We start from the raw sequence: 14,383 nt of genomic DNA, 5'->3' as shown, positions 1-14,383 counted from the left end.
CGGAGCCGCGGGTGCCCCCCACCCCGGCCCACCCCGGCCCCTACGCCGCCTTGAGGTACAGCTCGTCCTGCTGCAGCACCGCCTGCATCGTCGCCTTGAGCTTCACGCCCGGGTTGATCCCGATCTGATCCCGCAGGATCTCCCTCGCCCGGTGGAAGATCTGAATCGCGTCCGCCTGCCGCCCCGCACCGTAGTACGCCTTCATCAGCCCGATGTAGAGGTCCTCCCGCAGAGGGTCCTGGTCGACCAGCTCCGACAGCTGCGCAATCGCGTCCTCGAACTTCGCCCGCCCGATGTCGATCCTCGCGCGCAGCTCGATCGCCGCCGCCCGCTCCCGGTCCAGGCACTCGGCGTGAAGGCGGAGCCGGCCGGAGGTGACGTCCGTGAGGGCGGCGCCTTTCCACATGGCGAGGACGGATTCGATGCGCTGTCCCGCGGCCTCGAAATCCCCACGCGCGTAGAGTTCACGGATTTCCTTGACCGCTTCACGGAAGACGAAGAGATCGATACGGTCGGCGGGCACGTGCAACTGGTAACCGAGGCGGTGGGACACGAGCACGTCCCTCGCGAGTCCCGCCGCCTCCAGGGCGGTGCGAATTCTCCAGGTCGAGGTCTGAAGTTGCCCGGAGACGGTGCGCGGCGGTTCACCGTCCCAGGAGTCCGCGATGATGGCCTCTTTGGTGACGACCTGTCCGGGTTTCAGCGCGAGGGCGGCGAGGAAACGCACCTGGCGCTGGCCCTGGATCGGTATCGGTACGCCTGCGTTCAGCAATGCGACGGGTCCGAGGAGCTGGACCGTCAGGCGTCTTGCGCTGTTCAAGGTGCTTCCCCCCTCGTGGGTGCGCATGATGTCGGGGGGCGAGTGCCGCTTCCGGCGGTGTTCCCGCGCGTCTGCTGTTGTCCCTCACCCCCGTGTGCCGTTCCGCCGGTGCGCGCGGGATCCCCGCGACCGGCGGTCTATCCCGGCGTCGCCGAGATGGTCGCGTAGTCGTACATCCCGTATGCCTGCGACATCGTGACATTCGAGGCTCCGGCGCCCCGGTAGACCACGGATCTCACGTACATGTAGGGACACATCACCGCGCTGTCCATCGCCAGCCGGTCCACCTCCGCCCAGATCCGTGCTCTTTCACCCGGGTCGGCAGTGGCGATGCCCTCGTCGAGCAAATGGTCGATCTTCGGATCGGCCAGCTCGCCGAGGTTCTGGTTGCCCGACTCCTTGATGGCGCGGGAGTCGGCGATCTGCTGGAGGAATCCGAAACCGTCCGGGAAGTCGGCGGCCCAGCCGAACATCACGATGCCGATTCCGTGCTCACGCAGATAGGCGGGAACACCGGCGCAGGTGGTGAAGTAGTCGCCCGAGGTGAAGGCGGTGACCTCCGCGTCGATTCCCACGCGGGCCAGGCCGGCGGCAAGGGCCAGGGCCGCGTTCCATTCCTTGCGCCGGTCCTCACGCGCCGCGATCCGGACGGGGAATCCGTCCGGCGTTCCCGCCAGGGCGAGTTCGCGGCGCGCCGCGTCCAGATCTCCGGTGGCGTCGGGGCCGACCGGGTATCTGTCGTGCGGTTCGTAGCCCGCCACGGTGGGCGGGAGCAGGGTGGTGGCGATGTCGCCGGCCGGTTCGCCGCCGTACGCGTCGCGCATGGCGGCCTTGTCGGTGGCGTACTGGACGGCCCTGCGCGCGTGGATGTCCGTCAGCGGGCCGATGTTCTGGTTGATGCAGTACAGCCAGACGAAGCCGGTGCGGGGATTGTCGACGTGCTCCCGCAGCGAGTCATCGGCCAGGAGCCGTTGCTGGGTCTCCGGCTGCACCCCCACACCGGCCAGGTCGATGTCCGCCTCGCCGGCCAGCAGCATGCGGTCGACCTCCGGCCCGGTGACGCCGAGCCGGACATGGATCTCCTGCGGCCGGCGGGTGCGCAGGGGGTCCGACTCCCGCTTCCAGTGCGGGTTGTGGTCGAGGCGGGCCTCGCGCCCGGGCTCGTACGTGCTGATGCGGTACGGCCCCGAGGAGACCGGCCGGTCCCGGTAGCGGGGGTAGGTGTCGGCCTCCTCGGGGACGGGGATCGTCGTCGGAAGGGCGGCGAGGTAGTCGAATCCGGAGAAAGGTTCTTTCAGACGGAAGACGATCGTGTGCTCGTCCGGGCAGCCGATGCCGTCGCCGGCGCCCGTGAGGTACTGGCGGAAGTACTGGGGCCCGCCGCGGGTGATCGTCGCGGCGGGCCCGTTCCCGGACCCGTTCCCGTTCCCGTACACCGACTCGGGGAAGTTGGCGCGCAGCACGGCGTGGCGCACGTCCTGTGCCGTGACCGGGCGGCCGGTCTCGAAGGCGATGCCGCGGCGGAGGCGGTAGGTCCATGTCCGGCCGTCCGCGGACGGGGTGCCCAGGCTCTCGGCGAGGTCGGGGACGAGCCGGAGCCCGCCGTCGCCGTCCTGGCGGTAGCCGACGAGGGGGCGCCCGATCAGCCGTATGAAGTTCCAGGTGTAGGCGTAGTAGGTGTCGGCCGGGTCGAGCGAGTCGAAGTCGTCCGTGCGGACGAACCTCAGCACTCCGCCCTCCTCTTCGGAGGGGCGCACCACACCGCGTGATGCCTCATCGAATCCCACGAGTCATTGCCTTTCGTGTCGCTGGAACGCTCCGCAAAGGAACTGCGTGAGACCTGGGGCCGGGTCGGTGCCGTGCTGTCCGTGCCGTGCTGTCCGTGCCGTGCTGTTCAGCCGACCGCCTTGAGGAACCTGGCCGCGATGGGCCCGGCGTCGGAGCCGCCCGAGCCGCCGTCCTCCACGAGGACCGCCCAGGCGAGGTTCTTGTTCCCCTGGTAGCCGATCATCCAGGCGTGGGTGCGCGGCGGGGTCTCGGTGCCGAACTCGGCGGTGCCCGTCTTCGCGTACGCCTCGCCGGGTACGTCCATCAGCGCCCGGCCGGCGCCGTGGGTGACCGTGGCGCGCATCATGTCGCGCAGGCCTGCCACCACCGCGGGGTCGAGCGCGGCCGGGGCCTCGTGCTTCTTCTTCACCGCGGCCGGCACGAGCACCGGCTGCCGGAACGTGCCCTCCTTGACCGTCGCCGCGATCGAGGCCATCACCAGGGGGGACGCCTGGACGCGGGCCTGTCCGATCGTGGATGCGGCCTTGTCGTTGTCTCCGCTTGCGACCGGCACGCTGCCGTCGTAGGTGACGACTCCGACGTCCCAGCTGCCGCCGATGCCGAAGGCCTGCGCGGCGTCGTGCAGCGACGCATCCTGGAGCTTCGTGCGGGAGTTGACGAAGAAGGTGTTGCAGGACTTGGCGAACGAGTCCTTGAAGGTGGAGCCCGACGGCAGGGTGAACTGGTTCTGGTTCTCGAACCGCTGCCCGTTGACAAGCGCGAACTTGGGGCACTGCGCCGCGTCGGACGGCCGCATCCCCTGCTTCAGCAGTGCGGTGGCGGTGACGACCTTGAAGGTGGAGCCCGGCGGATAGCGGCCTTCCAGGGCCCGGTTCATGCCGCCGGGCCTGTTGGCGGCGGCGAGGACATGGCCGGTGGACGGGTCGATCGCGACGATGGCCGCGTTCTTCTCGACTCCGTCCAGTGCTTCGGCGGCGGCTCCCTGGATCCTCGGGTCGATGGTGGTCCTCACCGGCTCGCCCTTGGCGCCTTTGTCGTTGCTGAGCCGTTTCACCGCACGTCCGGACTCGCGGTCCACGACGGCGACGGACTTCGCCCCGCCCGCGCCGCCGGTGAGCTGCTTGTCATAACGGGCCTGGAGTCCGGAGATGCCCTTTCCGCTCTTCGGGTCGACGGCGCCGACAATCGAGGGCGCCTGCAGGACGTCACCGTTCGCGTCGAGTACGGCAGCGCGCTCCTGCGATTGCAGGGCCAGGGTCTGGCCGGGGGCCAACGCCGGGTGGATCACCGGAGTGGTGAACTCCACCTGCCATTCTTCCTGCTTCTTCAGGACTTTCGCCTTGGAGTCCCAGGTGTAGTCGCCGGCGCCGGGAATCTGCATCGCCACCGTGAACGGAATGCGAACATCCCCCTCCGCCTGCTTCTGGCCGTCCTTCGTGGAGATCTCCGTCTTCGACGGTTTCAGGTTCGTCATGACGGACGTGATGAGAGACTCCGCATTACCGGGAGTATCCGTGTACGACCCGGCCTTGTCGGCGTCGCCCGTCTCCCAGGCGGCCAGGAACCCGTCCAACTGTTCCCGGGCAGCAAGGACTTCGGGATCCTCGGCGCCTTCTGCGAACAGCGTGCTGTATCCCCAATAGCCGATCCCCGCTGCCGCCGCAAGTGTCGCCAGAGTGCCGATCGTACGACGCCGGCGTGACCGACGCCCGTCGTAAGAGGAGTAGCCTCGGTAAGCGCTCTCACCTGCCATGACGGCATCTTATGGGCGTAGTCTCTTCGCACTCTCCTCCGGCGCGCGATTCCGGACACGGGCATTGCATACGGCCATGTCGAGACCTCGCCCCATTGAGGCGGATTCGACTGAACCAATTCTTCTCCGGCGTGACCGTGAGCAGAGAGCCCGAAGAACGCCGACACCGCGCGATCGATCGATATCCGCCGTGAGGAATGGCCGAAAGTGCAGCCCGTCAACCCGAACGCGTTGCGGCCTCGGATCGGGCGGGCGAAGGCAGGCCCACCAGCCACAGCCATGCGGTGCACGCGAGCACGGCGCCGATGACGACCACCGAACTCACCGGCAGGAAGGAGGACATCGCGGAGGCGACGACACCGCCCAGCGGGATCATGCCCCATACGAGGGTACGCATCGTCGCGTTCACCCGGCCGAGCAGTTCGGGCGGCGTCACGGTCTGGCGGAGGCTGACCTGCGTCACGTTGTACAGCACCGCGCCCGCGCCGACGCCCAGCATGCCGAGTCCCGTCGTCCAGGCGGGCGTCCGCCCCGCCAGCGACGCCAGCAGCACGAACGGCGCCGGTACGAGAAGCCCGTACGTGATCGCCCGCGCCTGCCCGAGCGCCCCGAGGAACCGCTTGACGAGCAGCGCCCCGATGACCCCGCCGGCGCCGAGGCCCGCCATCACCGCGCCGGCCACGGTCTCGCTCTCGCCCGCCTCGTGCACGAGCAGCGCCAGCATCAGGGCCGCAACGACGGCCCAGGCGAAGTTGAAGACGCCGGTCGCCACCGCGATGCGCCGCAGGGCCGGGTGCCCGAGCAGGAAGCGCAGCCCCTCGCGCACCTGACGGCCGATGCCCGTGCCACGGCCCCCGCTCCCGGAGTGGTCGCTCCCGGCACTCGCCGGCGACGGGCTGTTGCCCAGCAGCACCAGGGCGGACGTGCCGTAGGCCACGGCCGAGAGCACCAGGCCGGCGGGCGCGGCCACCACCGCGAGCGCACCCGCCACCAGCGGGCCCGCCACGGCCGCCGCCGATTCGGCCGCCTGCAGCCGGGCGTTGCCCGCGACGAGCCGCTCGGGACCGAGGAGCTGCGGCACGGCGGACTGGGCGGCCACGTCGAAGAACACCGAGGCGATGCCGAGCACCAGGGCCGCCGCACAGAGCTGCCCCATGCCCACGGAACCCTGGGGCCCGGAGAACAGCCAGACCGCGCCGACGTACCCGGCCGCGGCGCACCGGACCGCATCCGCCGTCAGCAGCACGGTCGTCCGGGGCCACCGGTCCACCCAGGCCCCCGCGGGCAGCCCGATGAGGAGAAACCCGCAGGTCTGTACGGTGATCAGGGCCGCCGCCCCGGAGGGCGACGCGTCCGCGGCGGTGAGCGCGGTCAGCGGCATCGCGGTCTGGGCCACGCGGAAGCCCAGTTGCGACGTGGCGTGGGCGACGAACAGCCGGGCGAACGGCTCGCTGCCGAGCATCAGATGTCCAGCTCCCACATCCGCCGGCCGCCCGCGGGACGGAAACCGAACTCCTCGTTGATCCGCCGCATATGGACGTTGCCCGTGGAGTTCCAGGTGTCGATCGTGCGCAGTTCGGCCTCGCCGCCCCGCACGTACCGGAGATTGAGGGCCTTGACCAGCCGCCCGAGGCCGCGGCCCCGGTGCCCGGGGTCGACGACCGTGACCGCCTGGAGCGCGTTGTCGGGGTTGGCGGTGGTCATGGACACCGCGGACCAGGCCACCAGGCGGCCGGTCCCCTCGTGGCGTATGCCGGTCTGGTAGGCGCGCCGGCCGCGGGCGATCCGCATCCGCTCGAAGTCGCGGATCCGGGAGATGGCGGCGGGCTGCGGCTCCCAGGCCAGGTCACCGGTGGGGACGTCCGCGGAGAGCGTGGCCTCCAGACGGGCGGCCTCGGCGACCAGTTCGTCGGGCACGGTGCTGCCCCAGGTGCGGCAGGTGTATCCGTCAGGAACGGGACCTGCGGCGGGTGCGTCGCAGACGTCCAGCCGCAGATGGTCGAGGGTCATGACGGTCCGGCCGCCGAGCGCGTCGGCGAAACGGGCGGCGGGGATCGTGTCCTCGGCGCCCGGCCCCGCGTCGGCGAACAGCAGGAGCCGGGTGCGGCCGTCGGGTTTGCCGCGGGAGCCGGCGAACTCCACGAGTTTCCGGCCGATTCCCCGCCGTCGCAGGCCGGGCCGTACGGCGAGGACGGCAGCGGTCACGGAGGCGGTGTTCTCCTCGGTGGGGAACTCCAGGCGCAGGGAGGCGATCACGTCCGGGGTGTGCCGGTCCGCGGTGACCAGCCACTCCTCGATCCTGGTCGCGGGCGGCGGAACCCGCACGGACCCGATCAGGTCGGCGCGGCAGGGCGCAGGAAGACCCGGGGTGTCCTCGCGCGCCGCCTCGGTGCGCAGCCCGAACACCGCGTCGATGCGGTCGCTGTCGTGCGGGTCGAGTTCCGTGAAGGCGGGGTTCACGCGTCTCCTTCTCCCGTGCCGGTGAGGCCCGTGTCGCCGTCCCCGACGAGCCCGAGGGCCTGGATGTCGTAGAGACCGAACGCGGGGTGGACGTAGACATTGGTCAGGTCGGGGTGGCGGTAGTGCAGGGTGCGGTCATGGGCCATGGGGAGGATCACGGCGCGGTCCATCACGGTCCGCTCGACGGACTGCCACAGGGACCGGCGCCGCACCGCGTCGGGTTCGGCGTTCGCCCGGTCGACGAGCGCGTTCACCTGCGGGTCGTCGAGTTCGGCGAAGTTGAAGTTGCCGCCGCCGTGCTTGATCTGCCGTCCGTCGACGAGCGGGGCGAGGAAGCCGTACTCGGTGGGGTAGTCGGCGCCCCAGTCGGTCACCCCGAGGCCGAGTCCCAGCCTGCGGACCGTGGCCGGGCTGCCGAGGCCCGTGCGGTAGTACGAGGCGGTGTCCAGGACCACCACCTCGGCCTGGATGCCGACGCGGGCGAGCGACGCGGCGAGGGCGCGGGCGACAAGTGCGAACTTGCCGGGCTGGGTGCCGATCGCCGTGCGGAAGCCCTCCGGCACTCCGGCGGCGGCCAGTTCGGCCCGCGCCGCGTCGAGGTCGCCGGTCAGGTCGGCCCCCGACGGATAGCGGTCGCTGCCCGTGTGGGCGGACAGCGACGGCGGGATCAGAGAGGTGGCGAGCGTCCCGCCGACTCCGTCGCCGCCGCGTGCCTCGAGGAGGGCCGCCTTGTCGGCGGCGTGGAAGACCGCGCGTCTGGCGTGCACGTTGCCGAAGGGCGGCACGGCCTGCTGGACGGTGACGTACTGCAGGAATCCGGTCGCCGGATTGTCCGCGCGCGCCCGCAGCCGCGGGTCGTCGAGGATGCGGTCGCGCGCCGCGTGCTGGATGCCCCGCCCCTCGGCGTCGAGATGGAACTCCCCTGCCAGCAGCCGGGCGTCGAGCTCGTCGACCTCGACGCCGAAGGAGACGGTCAGCTCGGTGGGCAGAGCGGAGCGCACGGCGTCGGTGGCCGGATCCCACTGCGGGTTGCGGACCAGGTGCAGCGAGCGGCCGGGTTCGTAGCTGCGGATCCGGTACGGCCCCGAGCACACCGGCGCGCGACCGTACGCCTCGCGGGTGTCGCGGAGCCGGGGCACGGGTGCGGTGTTGGGCTGAGCCATCAGATGGTCGACGTCCGCGAAGGGCCGCCGGAGCCGGAGGACGAGGGTGCGCTCGTCGGGGCATTCGACGGCCTTGAGCCCGTCGGCGTCGTCGCGGTAGGGGCCGCGGTAGCCGCCGTGGTCGAGCAGATCGAGCAGATAGGTGGGCCCGCCCGGCAGGATGTCCTGGGCGAAGACCCGTTCCAGCGCGTACCTGATGTCGTACGCCGTGATCTCCTCGCCCGTCTCGAAGCGCGCACCGCGGCGGATGCGGTAGGTCCAGCTCAGACCGTCGCGGGAGACGGCACCGGGGGCTGCGGCGAGATCGGGCACGACGCCCGGCGAGTCCGGGTCGGTGCCGAACGCCATGAGGGTGCGGTGCATCGTGCGCTGCAGCAGCCAGGACCACACGTAGTACGTACGGGCCGGGTCGAGCGAGTCGACGTCGGCGGAGGCGACCGTCCTGAGGTGGCCGCCGCGGCGGCGTGAGGGGTTCACGATCCACCCGACGGCGGCGTTCCAGCCGGTCATCGGCCGAGCTCCTTCACGTACAGGTACTGGGTGGACAGCCGGCAGCCGCGGGAGACCTTGGCCGCCGTGCTGCCGATGCCGTAGTGGACGCGGGTGACGCCGTGGGACGGGGCGTGGTCGGCGGGGGTGTAGTAGAGCAGCTCGTAGTAGAGGGGCAGGCCCAGTTCGCTCTGGCGCGTGTAGTCGAAGCCGGCGCGGTGGGCGAACCAGTCGGCGCCGTGGCGGAGGATCAGCCCGAAGCCGATGATCTCCCCGTCCGCCACGGCCTTGCTGACGAGCGCGCGGGGGCCGAGGGTGCGGTGCGCGGCGGCGAACACCGCGGCGGAGCGCCGGGGATCCCAGCCGGTCATGCCGTACTTGGCGAACAGGGCGGTCTCCAGCTCCGCGAGCCGGGGGACCTCGTCCGCGACCAGGGGCGCCAGGGTGATCCGGACGCCGGACGCCTCGACGCGCCGGCGTTCGGCCCTGACCCGGCGCGAGCGGCGGGACGGCAGCCCGAGCGCGTACTCGGCGAAGCCGCCCGCCGGGATGTCGAGCGAGGCGAACTCGCCAGAGGTGTGCGACAGATAGCCCCGCGCTTCGAGGACGCCGGCGACGAGCCGGTCGGCGGAGTCGAGGTAGGGGAAGCACACCGATGCGGCGCCCATGGCGGCGGCGATGCGCTCGGCGCGGTCGACGACGCGGTCGGCGTCGTCGGCGGTGGCGTGCCCGCCGAGCAGCAGGCGCGTACGGCCGAGGTGGCGGCCGCCGCACATCAGGGACGGCATCAGCCGGTCGGCGCCGTCGAACGCGTCGAGGAGCGCGGCGGCGCCGTCCATGCCCTCGGTGGCGCAGTGGCGCATCAGGAGGTCGGTGCGGCCGAGCGACCAGGGAGCGGTGCGGTCGGCGAACACGAGGGGCAGGGCCGCGACGATTCCGCGACCGGGATCAGTGACGGTGAGGTAGCGCATCGGCGCTCCGGCCGTGTCGTGCAGGACGCGCATCCACTCGGGGGTGAGGAAGAAGTCCTCACCGCCGGTCAGCCGCGCCCAGTCGGCCTTCCCGGTCTCCGCCGGGTCCCGCCATTCGTCGACGACGGCGCGTCCCGGCGTCGCCGTACCGGACACCGCCGCACATGGGTTCGCTGCTCCAGACACCGCAGGAGTGTCACCCGCCACTGTCTCCGGCTTCTCTTCGCGCACTCCCCGATACCGGCCGATACCGCCGGGAGAGAGGCCGGAGAGTGGCGCCGGTCACGGTTTCCGGGTCCCGTTCACCGCCGAACGACTTGGAGACCCATGTCCCGCGTATCGACCGGACCCAGCACCGGACCGACGGCCGCCCACGCCCTCCTCACCCGGCTGCACGAGCACGGCGTGGACAAGGTGTTCGGCGTCGTCGGCCGTGAGGCCGCCTCGATCCTCTTCGACGAGGTCGAGGGCATCGACTTCGTCCTCACCCGGCACGAGTTCACCGCCGGTGTCGCCGCCGACGTGCTCGCCCGGATCACCGGCCGGCCGCAGGCCTGCTGGGCGACCCTCGGCCCCGGTATGACCAATCTGTCGACCGGTGTCGCCACGTCGATCCTGGACCGCTCGCCGGTCATCGCGCTCGCCGCCCAGTCCGAGTCGCACGACATCTTCCCCAACGACACCCACCAGTGCCTCGACTCGGTGGCGATCATCAAGCCGATGGCCAAGTACGCGGCGGAGCTCCAACGGCCGCACGAGATCACGGACCTCGTGGACTCCGCGGTGACCGCCGCGATGACCGAGCCCGTCGGCCCCTCCTTCATCTCGCTGCCCGTCGACCTGCTCGGCTCGTCCGAGGGCATCGACGCCTCTGCCGCCAACCCGCCCGCGCTCACCCCTGCCCGGCCGACCGGCGCGGTCGCCCCCGGCTGGCAGGCCGCCGCCGACGAGGCCGCCGAGCTGCTCCGCTCGGCCGAGCACCCGGTGCTGGTCGTCGGAGCAGCCGCGATCCGCTCCGGTGCCGTGCCCGCGATCCGCGCGCTCGCCGAGCGCCTCGACATCCCGGTCATCACGACGTACATCGCGAAGGGCGTCCTGCCCGCCGGCCACGAGCTCGACTACGGGGCCGTCACCGGCTACATGGACGGCATTCTCGACTTCCCGGCCCTGGAGACCCTGTTCGGCCCGGCCGACGTCATCCTCACCGTCGGCTACGACTACGCCGAGGACCTGCGGCCCTCGATGTGGCAACGCGGCACCGAGAAGAAGACCGTCCGCGTCTCGCCGACGCCGAACCCGATCCCCCGCGTCTACCGGCCGACCGTCGACGTCGTCACCGACGTCCTGGCCTTCGTCGAACACCTCGACGCCGCCACGGCCTCGCTCGCGGCGAAGAAGCGGCACGACATCGCGCCGCTGCGCGCGCGCATCGCCGAGTTCCTCGCCGACCCGGAGAGCTACGCGGACGGCATGCGGGTCCACCAGGTCATCGACTCCATGAACACCGTCATGGCCGAGACCGCGCGACCGGGCGAGGGCACGATCGTCTCCGACATCGGCTTCTTCCGGCACTACGGAGTGCTGTTCGCCCGCGCCGACCAGCCCTTCGGCTTCCTCACGTCGGCCGGCTGCTCCAGCTTCGGCTACGGCATCCCCGCGGCGATCGGCGCCCAGCTGGCCCGCCCCGGCCAGCCCACGTTCCTCATCGCGGGCGACGGCGGCTTCCACTCCAACAGCGCCGACCTGGAGACGATCGCCCGGCTCGGCCTGCCGATCGTCACCGTCGTCGTCAACAACGACACCAACGGGCTGATCGAGCTGTACCAGAACCTCGGCCACCACCGCAGCCACGACCCGGCGGTGAAGTTCACCGGAGTCGACTTCGTCGCGCTCGCCGAGGCGAACGGCGTCGAGGCGGCCCGTGCGACCTCCCGCGAGGAGCTCCTCGCGGCCCTGCGCAAGGGCGCCGAGCTGGGCCGCCCCTTCCTCATCGAGGTCCCCGTCAGCTACGACTTCCGGCCCGGTGGGTTCGGGGCGCTGAGCATCTGATCATGGACGAGCAGGACTTTCCTGCCGCCTTCGGTCTTCTGGCCTCCGCCCGTCTGGGCGAAGGCCGGATACCCGGCGCGGCCTTCGCGACCCAAGGCATCTGCACCAGGCTCCGGGAGCGGCTGCGTACGCAGACCCTGACCGCGACCCTCGTGCATGCCCCCACCCACTCCCCGGAACCGGCGCTGGCGCGCGACGCGGACGCCGCCGTGCTGATCGCCGGCGAGATCTACAACCGGGACGAACTCCGCTCCGTACTGCCGGAGCCGGCCGGCGGCGGAGCCGACTCAGGCCCCCGCGCGGACGACGCGCGGCTGCTCCTCGCGCTCTTCCGGCGCTACGGCCACCACGCCTTCCGCCTCGTCAACGGCCGCTTCGCCGCGGTGGTCGCCGAGGGGCAGCGCGTCCTCCTCGCGACCGACCACGCGGGCTCCGTGCCCCTGTATCTGCGCCCCGGGCGCGGCGAGGTCGTGGCCGCGACCGAGGCGAAGGCGCTCGCGCGGTACGGGAGTCCGCAGGGCCTGCCCCTCGCCGGGGCGCGCCGGGTACGACGGCTTCCCGGGCTCTACCAGGTCCCTGCCGGCTCCGTGATGGTCATGGATCTGGGGAGCGGCACCGCCGAGACCCATCCCACATGGGCCCCGCCGCTGTCGCGCCGCATCGTCGCGGAGCGCGAGGCGGTCGACGCCGTACGCACCGCACTCGACGCGGCCGTACGGGCCAGACTCGCTCCTGGCGCGACTCCGCTGGTGGTGCTGTCCGGCGGGATCGACTCCTCCGGTGTCGCGGCGCTCGCCCACAAGGCGGCGGGCCGGCTGGCGACGGTGTCCATGGGCACCGACACCAGCAGCGAGTTCCCTCAGGCCCGGCTCGTCGCCGACCATCTGGGCTCCCGGCACGGCGAGTTCACGCTCCGGACCGCGGATCTGCTCACCCAGCTCCCGCACACGGTGTGGGCGTCGGAGTCCCACGATCCGGACATCATCGAGTACCTGCTGCCGCTCACCGCCCTCTACCGCGCACTCGGCGGACCGCCCCGCAGGATCCTCACGGGATACGGGGCCGACATCCCGCTCGCCGGGATGCACCGCGAGGACCGGCTGCCCGACCTGGACTCGGCCGTGGCCCACGACATGGCGACGTTCGACGGACTCAACGAGATGTCGCCGGTGCTCTCGGCCGCGTCCGGCCACTGGTCCACCCATCCTTACTGGGACCGGGACGTCCTCGACCTGCTGGTGTGTCTGGAGGCGGGGCTCAAGCGCCGCTACGGCCGCGACAAATGGGTGCTGCGGGCGGCCATGGAGGGGCTGCTTCCTGAAGAGACCGTCAACCGGCCCAAGCTCGGCGTCCACGAGGGCTCGGGCACCACGTCCTCCTTCTCGCTGCTGCTCGCGGGGCACGGCGTGCCGGAGGAGAACCTTCACACGGCCAAACGGCTGGTGGTGGAGGAACTGTTCGACCGCACGGTGGTGGACGGCGACCATCCGGACCATGTGAGCACCGGCTCGGTCGTGGAGTCCGTTGCGGCCCGGCTGAAGCGGGGTGCCGCGTGAGCGCGTACACCGGTCCGTCGCCGTCGGGCGCCGGTGCCGGCGGCCCAGCCGGAACCGGCGGTCGCGGGGGCTTCACGGGCAGGCGGCTCGCGCTCGTGGAGTCGATGCTGCACTCCGCCTTCTACGACGGCATCCATGCCGCCCGTGACCTCGGCTGCGAGATCTGGCTCCTGGTGCAGGGCGTGGAGTGGTACACGGACGGCAAGCCCTTCGACGACCATCCCCTCGCCCGCGTCGACAAGGTGGTCCACACCGACACGCACGATCCCGACGCCATCGTCGACGCGATCACCGACACGGACGGGCGGCCGCTGGTGGACGGCATCCTGTCGTTCTCCGATTACCACACCGAGGCCACGGCCACCGCCGCGGAACGCCTCGGACTGCCCTCGCAGGGCCTGGACGCGGTCACCGCGGCGAACCACAAGCACGTGCTGCGCGGGCTGCTCGGCGACGACCCCGCCAATGTGCCGTACCGGCTGGTCACCTCGCCCGACGAGGTGGACGGGGCCATCCGCCACGTGGGGCTGCCGCTGATCGCCAAGCCCCCGTCGGAGGCGATCTCGTACGGTGTGCGCAAGTGCCTCGACAAGGCCGGGGCCCACGCCGCGTACGAGGAACTGTCCGCCGTCAAACGGTCCTTGCGGGGACGGCCGAGGCCGGGTCATGTGCTGTTCGAGCAGTACGTGCCGGGCACCGAGATCTCCGTCGAATCGATGACCGGCGGCGGGGTGACGCATTTCTACGGCGCCACCTCCAAGGACCTGCACCGCACGACGATGCTCGAGGAGGCCCACAGCTTCCCGGTGCCCCTCGCGCCCGGGGTGTGGGAGCAGGTCACGGCGGCCGTCGACCGCACGCTCAAGGCCATCGGCTACCGGCAGGGCCCGGCCCACACCGAGGTGAAGCTCACCGACGACGGACCCAGGATCATCGAGGTCAACACCCGGCTCCCGGCGCACATGATCTCCACGATGGTCGCCGACGTCTGCGGCGCCAACCCCCACCTGGTCGCCAAGCTCCTCGCCCTCGGCGCCGACCCGTATCCGGGCAGGGCGGGCGAGGGGGTCACCCCGGCCGCCGCCGTCGTCGTGCTCTTCCCCGACGCGCCGGGCGTGCTGACCGCGGTCCATGGGATCGACCGGGCCGAGGCGACCGGGAACGTCACCGTCTCCCTCCACGCCGACCTGGGCGCCCGCGTGGCCTCGCGCCTGGACAACTCGGCCTCCGTGGGCTTCGTGTACGCGCACGCCGGCACGGCCGGCGCGGCGCTCGCGAAGGCGCGGCACGCCGCTTCCCTGATCACCGTCGAGACCCAGGAGGGGGACTGAGCC

General features: G+C 71.6%; 10 protein-coding genes. 3 read left to right on the top strand and 7 right to left on the bottom strand.

The genetic code is table 11. From position 1 onward, the window contains the following. Positions 1-40 precede the first annotated feature (40 nt). The 7 genes from ACWCP0_RS19225 to ACWCP0_RS19195 form a co-directional block, all read right to left on the bottom strand. Positions 41-820 carry an AfsR/SARP family transcriptional regulator gene (locus ACWCP0_RS19225; protein ID WP_451079983.1) on the bottom strand — a complete coding sequence of 260 codons (780 nt, stop codon included), beginning with the start codon at positions 818-820 and terminating at the stop codon, positions 41-43. A gap of 137 nt (positions 821-957) precedes the next feature. Further along, positions 958-2,550 carry an ABC transporter substrate-binding protein gene (locus ACWCP0_RS19220; RefSeq protein WP_451079982.1) on the bottom strand — a complete coding sequence of 531 codons (1,593 nt, stop codon included), beginning with the start codon at positions 2,548-2,550 and terminating at the stop codon, positions 958-960. A gap of 164 nt (positions 2,551-2,714) precedes the next feature. Further along, positions 2,715-4,361: a penicillin-binding transpeptidase domain-containing protein gene (locus ACWCP0_RS19215; RefSeq protein WP_451079981.1), complete on the bottom strand. Its 1,647-nt coding sequence runs from the start codon at positions 4,359-4,361 to the stop codon at positions 2,715-2,717. Between the two features lie 217 nt (positions 4,362-4,578). Then, positions 4,579-5,823 carry an MFS transporter gene (locus tag ACWCP0_RS19210; protein WP_451079980.1) on the bottom strand — a complete coding sequence of 415 codons (1,245 nt, stop codon included), beginning with the start codon at positions 5,821-5,823 and terminating at the stop codon, positions 4,579-4,581. Continuing rightward, positions 5,823-6,821 (bottom strand): GNAT family N-acetyltransferase, encoded by a 999-nt coding sequence (locus ACWCP0_RS19205; protein WP_451079979.1) that lies wholly within the window; start codon positions 6,819-6,821, stop codon positions 5,823-5,825. The genes ACWCP0_RS19210 and ACWCP0_RS19205 overlap by 1 nt, the downstream gene beginning before the upstream one ends. Then, positions 6,818-8,494, bottom strand: a complete 1,677-nt coding sequence (locus ACWCP0_RS19200) for an ABC transporter substrate-binding protein (protein WP_451079978.1) — start codon at positions 8,492-8,494, stop codon at positions 6,818-6,820. Before ACWCP0_RS19200 ends, ACWCP0_RS19205 begins: the two co-directional genes overlap by 4 nt. Next, entirely contained in the window at positions 8,491-9,630 is a 1,140-nt protein-coding gene (locus tag ACWCP0_RS19195) for a GNAT family N-acetyltransferase (protein ID WP_451079977.1), read from the bottom strand. Before ACWCP0_RS19195 ends, ACWCP0_RS19200 begins: the two co-directional genes overlap by 4 nt. 141 nt (positions 9,631-9,771) lie before the next feature. Between ACWCP0_RS19195 and ACWCP0_RS19190 the strand changes: the two genes are divergently transcribed. From ACWCP0_RS19190 to ACWCP0_RS19180, 3 genes are read left to right on the top strand one after another with little or no spacing between them, the layout of a single operon-like run. Then, positions 9,772-11,493 (top strand): thiamine pyrophosphate-binding protein, encoded by a 1,722-nt coding sequence (locus ACWCP0_RS19190; RefSeq protein WP_451079976.1) that lies wholly within the window; start codon positions 9,772-9,774, stop codon positions 11,491-11,493. A gap of 2 nt (positions 11,494-11,495) precedes the next feature. After that, positions 11,496-13,049: an asparagine synthase-related protein gene (locus ACWCP0_RS19185; protein WP_451079975.1), complete on the top strand. Its 1,554-nt coding sequence runs from the start codon at positions 11,496-11,498 to the stop codon at positions 13,047-13,049. After that, complete coding sequence (locus tag ACWCP0_RS19180; RefSeq protein WP_451079974.1) at positions 13,046-14,380, top strand: ATP-grasp domain-containing protein; 1,335 nt, start codon at positions 13,046-13,048, stop codon at positions 14,378-14,380. Before ACWCP0_RS19185 ends, ACWCP0_RS19180 begins: the two co-directional genes overlap by 4 nt. The last annotated feature ends 3 nt before the right edge of the window (positions 14,381-14,383 follow it).

The organism is Streptomyces sp. NPDC001970 (assembly GCF_053594115.1).
Note: the sequence above shows the minus strand (reverse complement) of the source record. Positions and strands in the feature narration are given on the sequence as shown.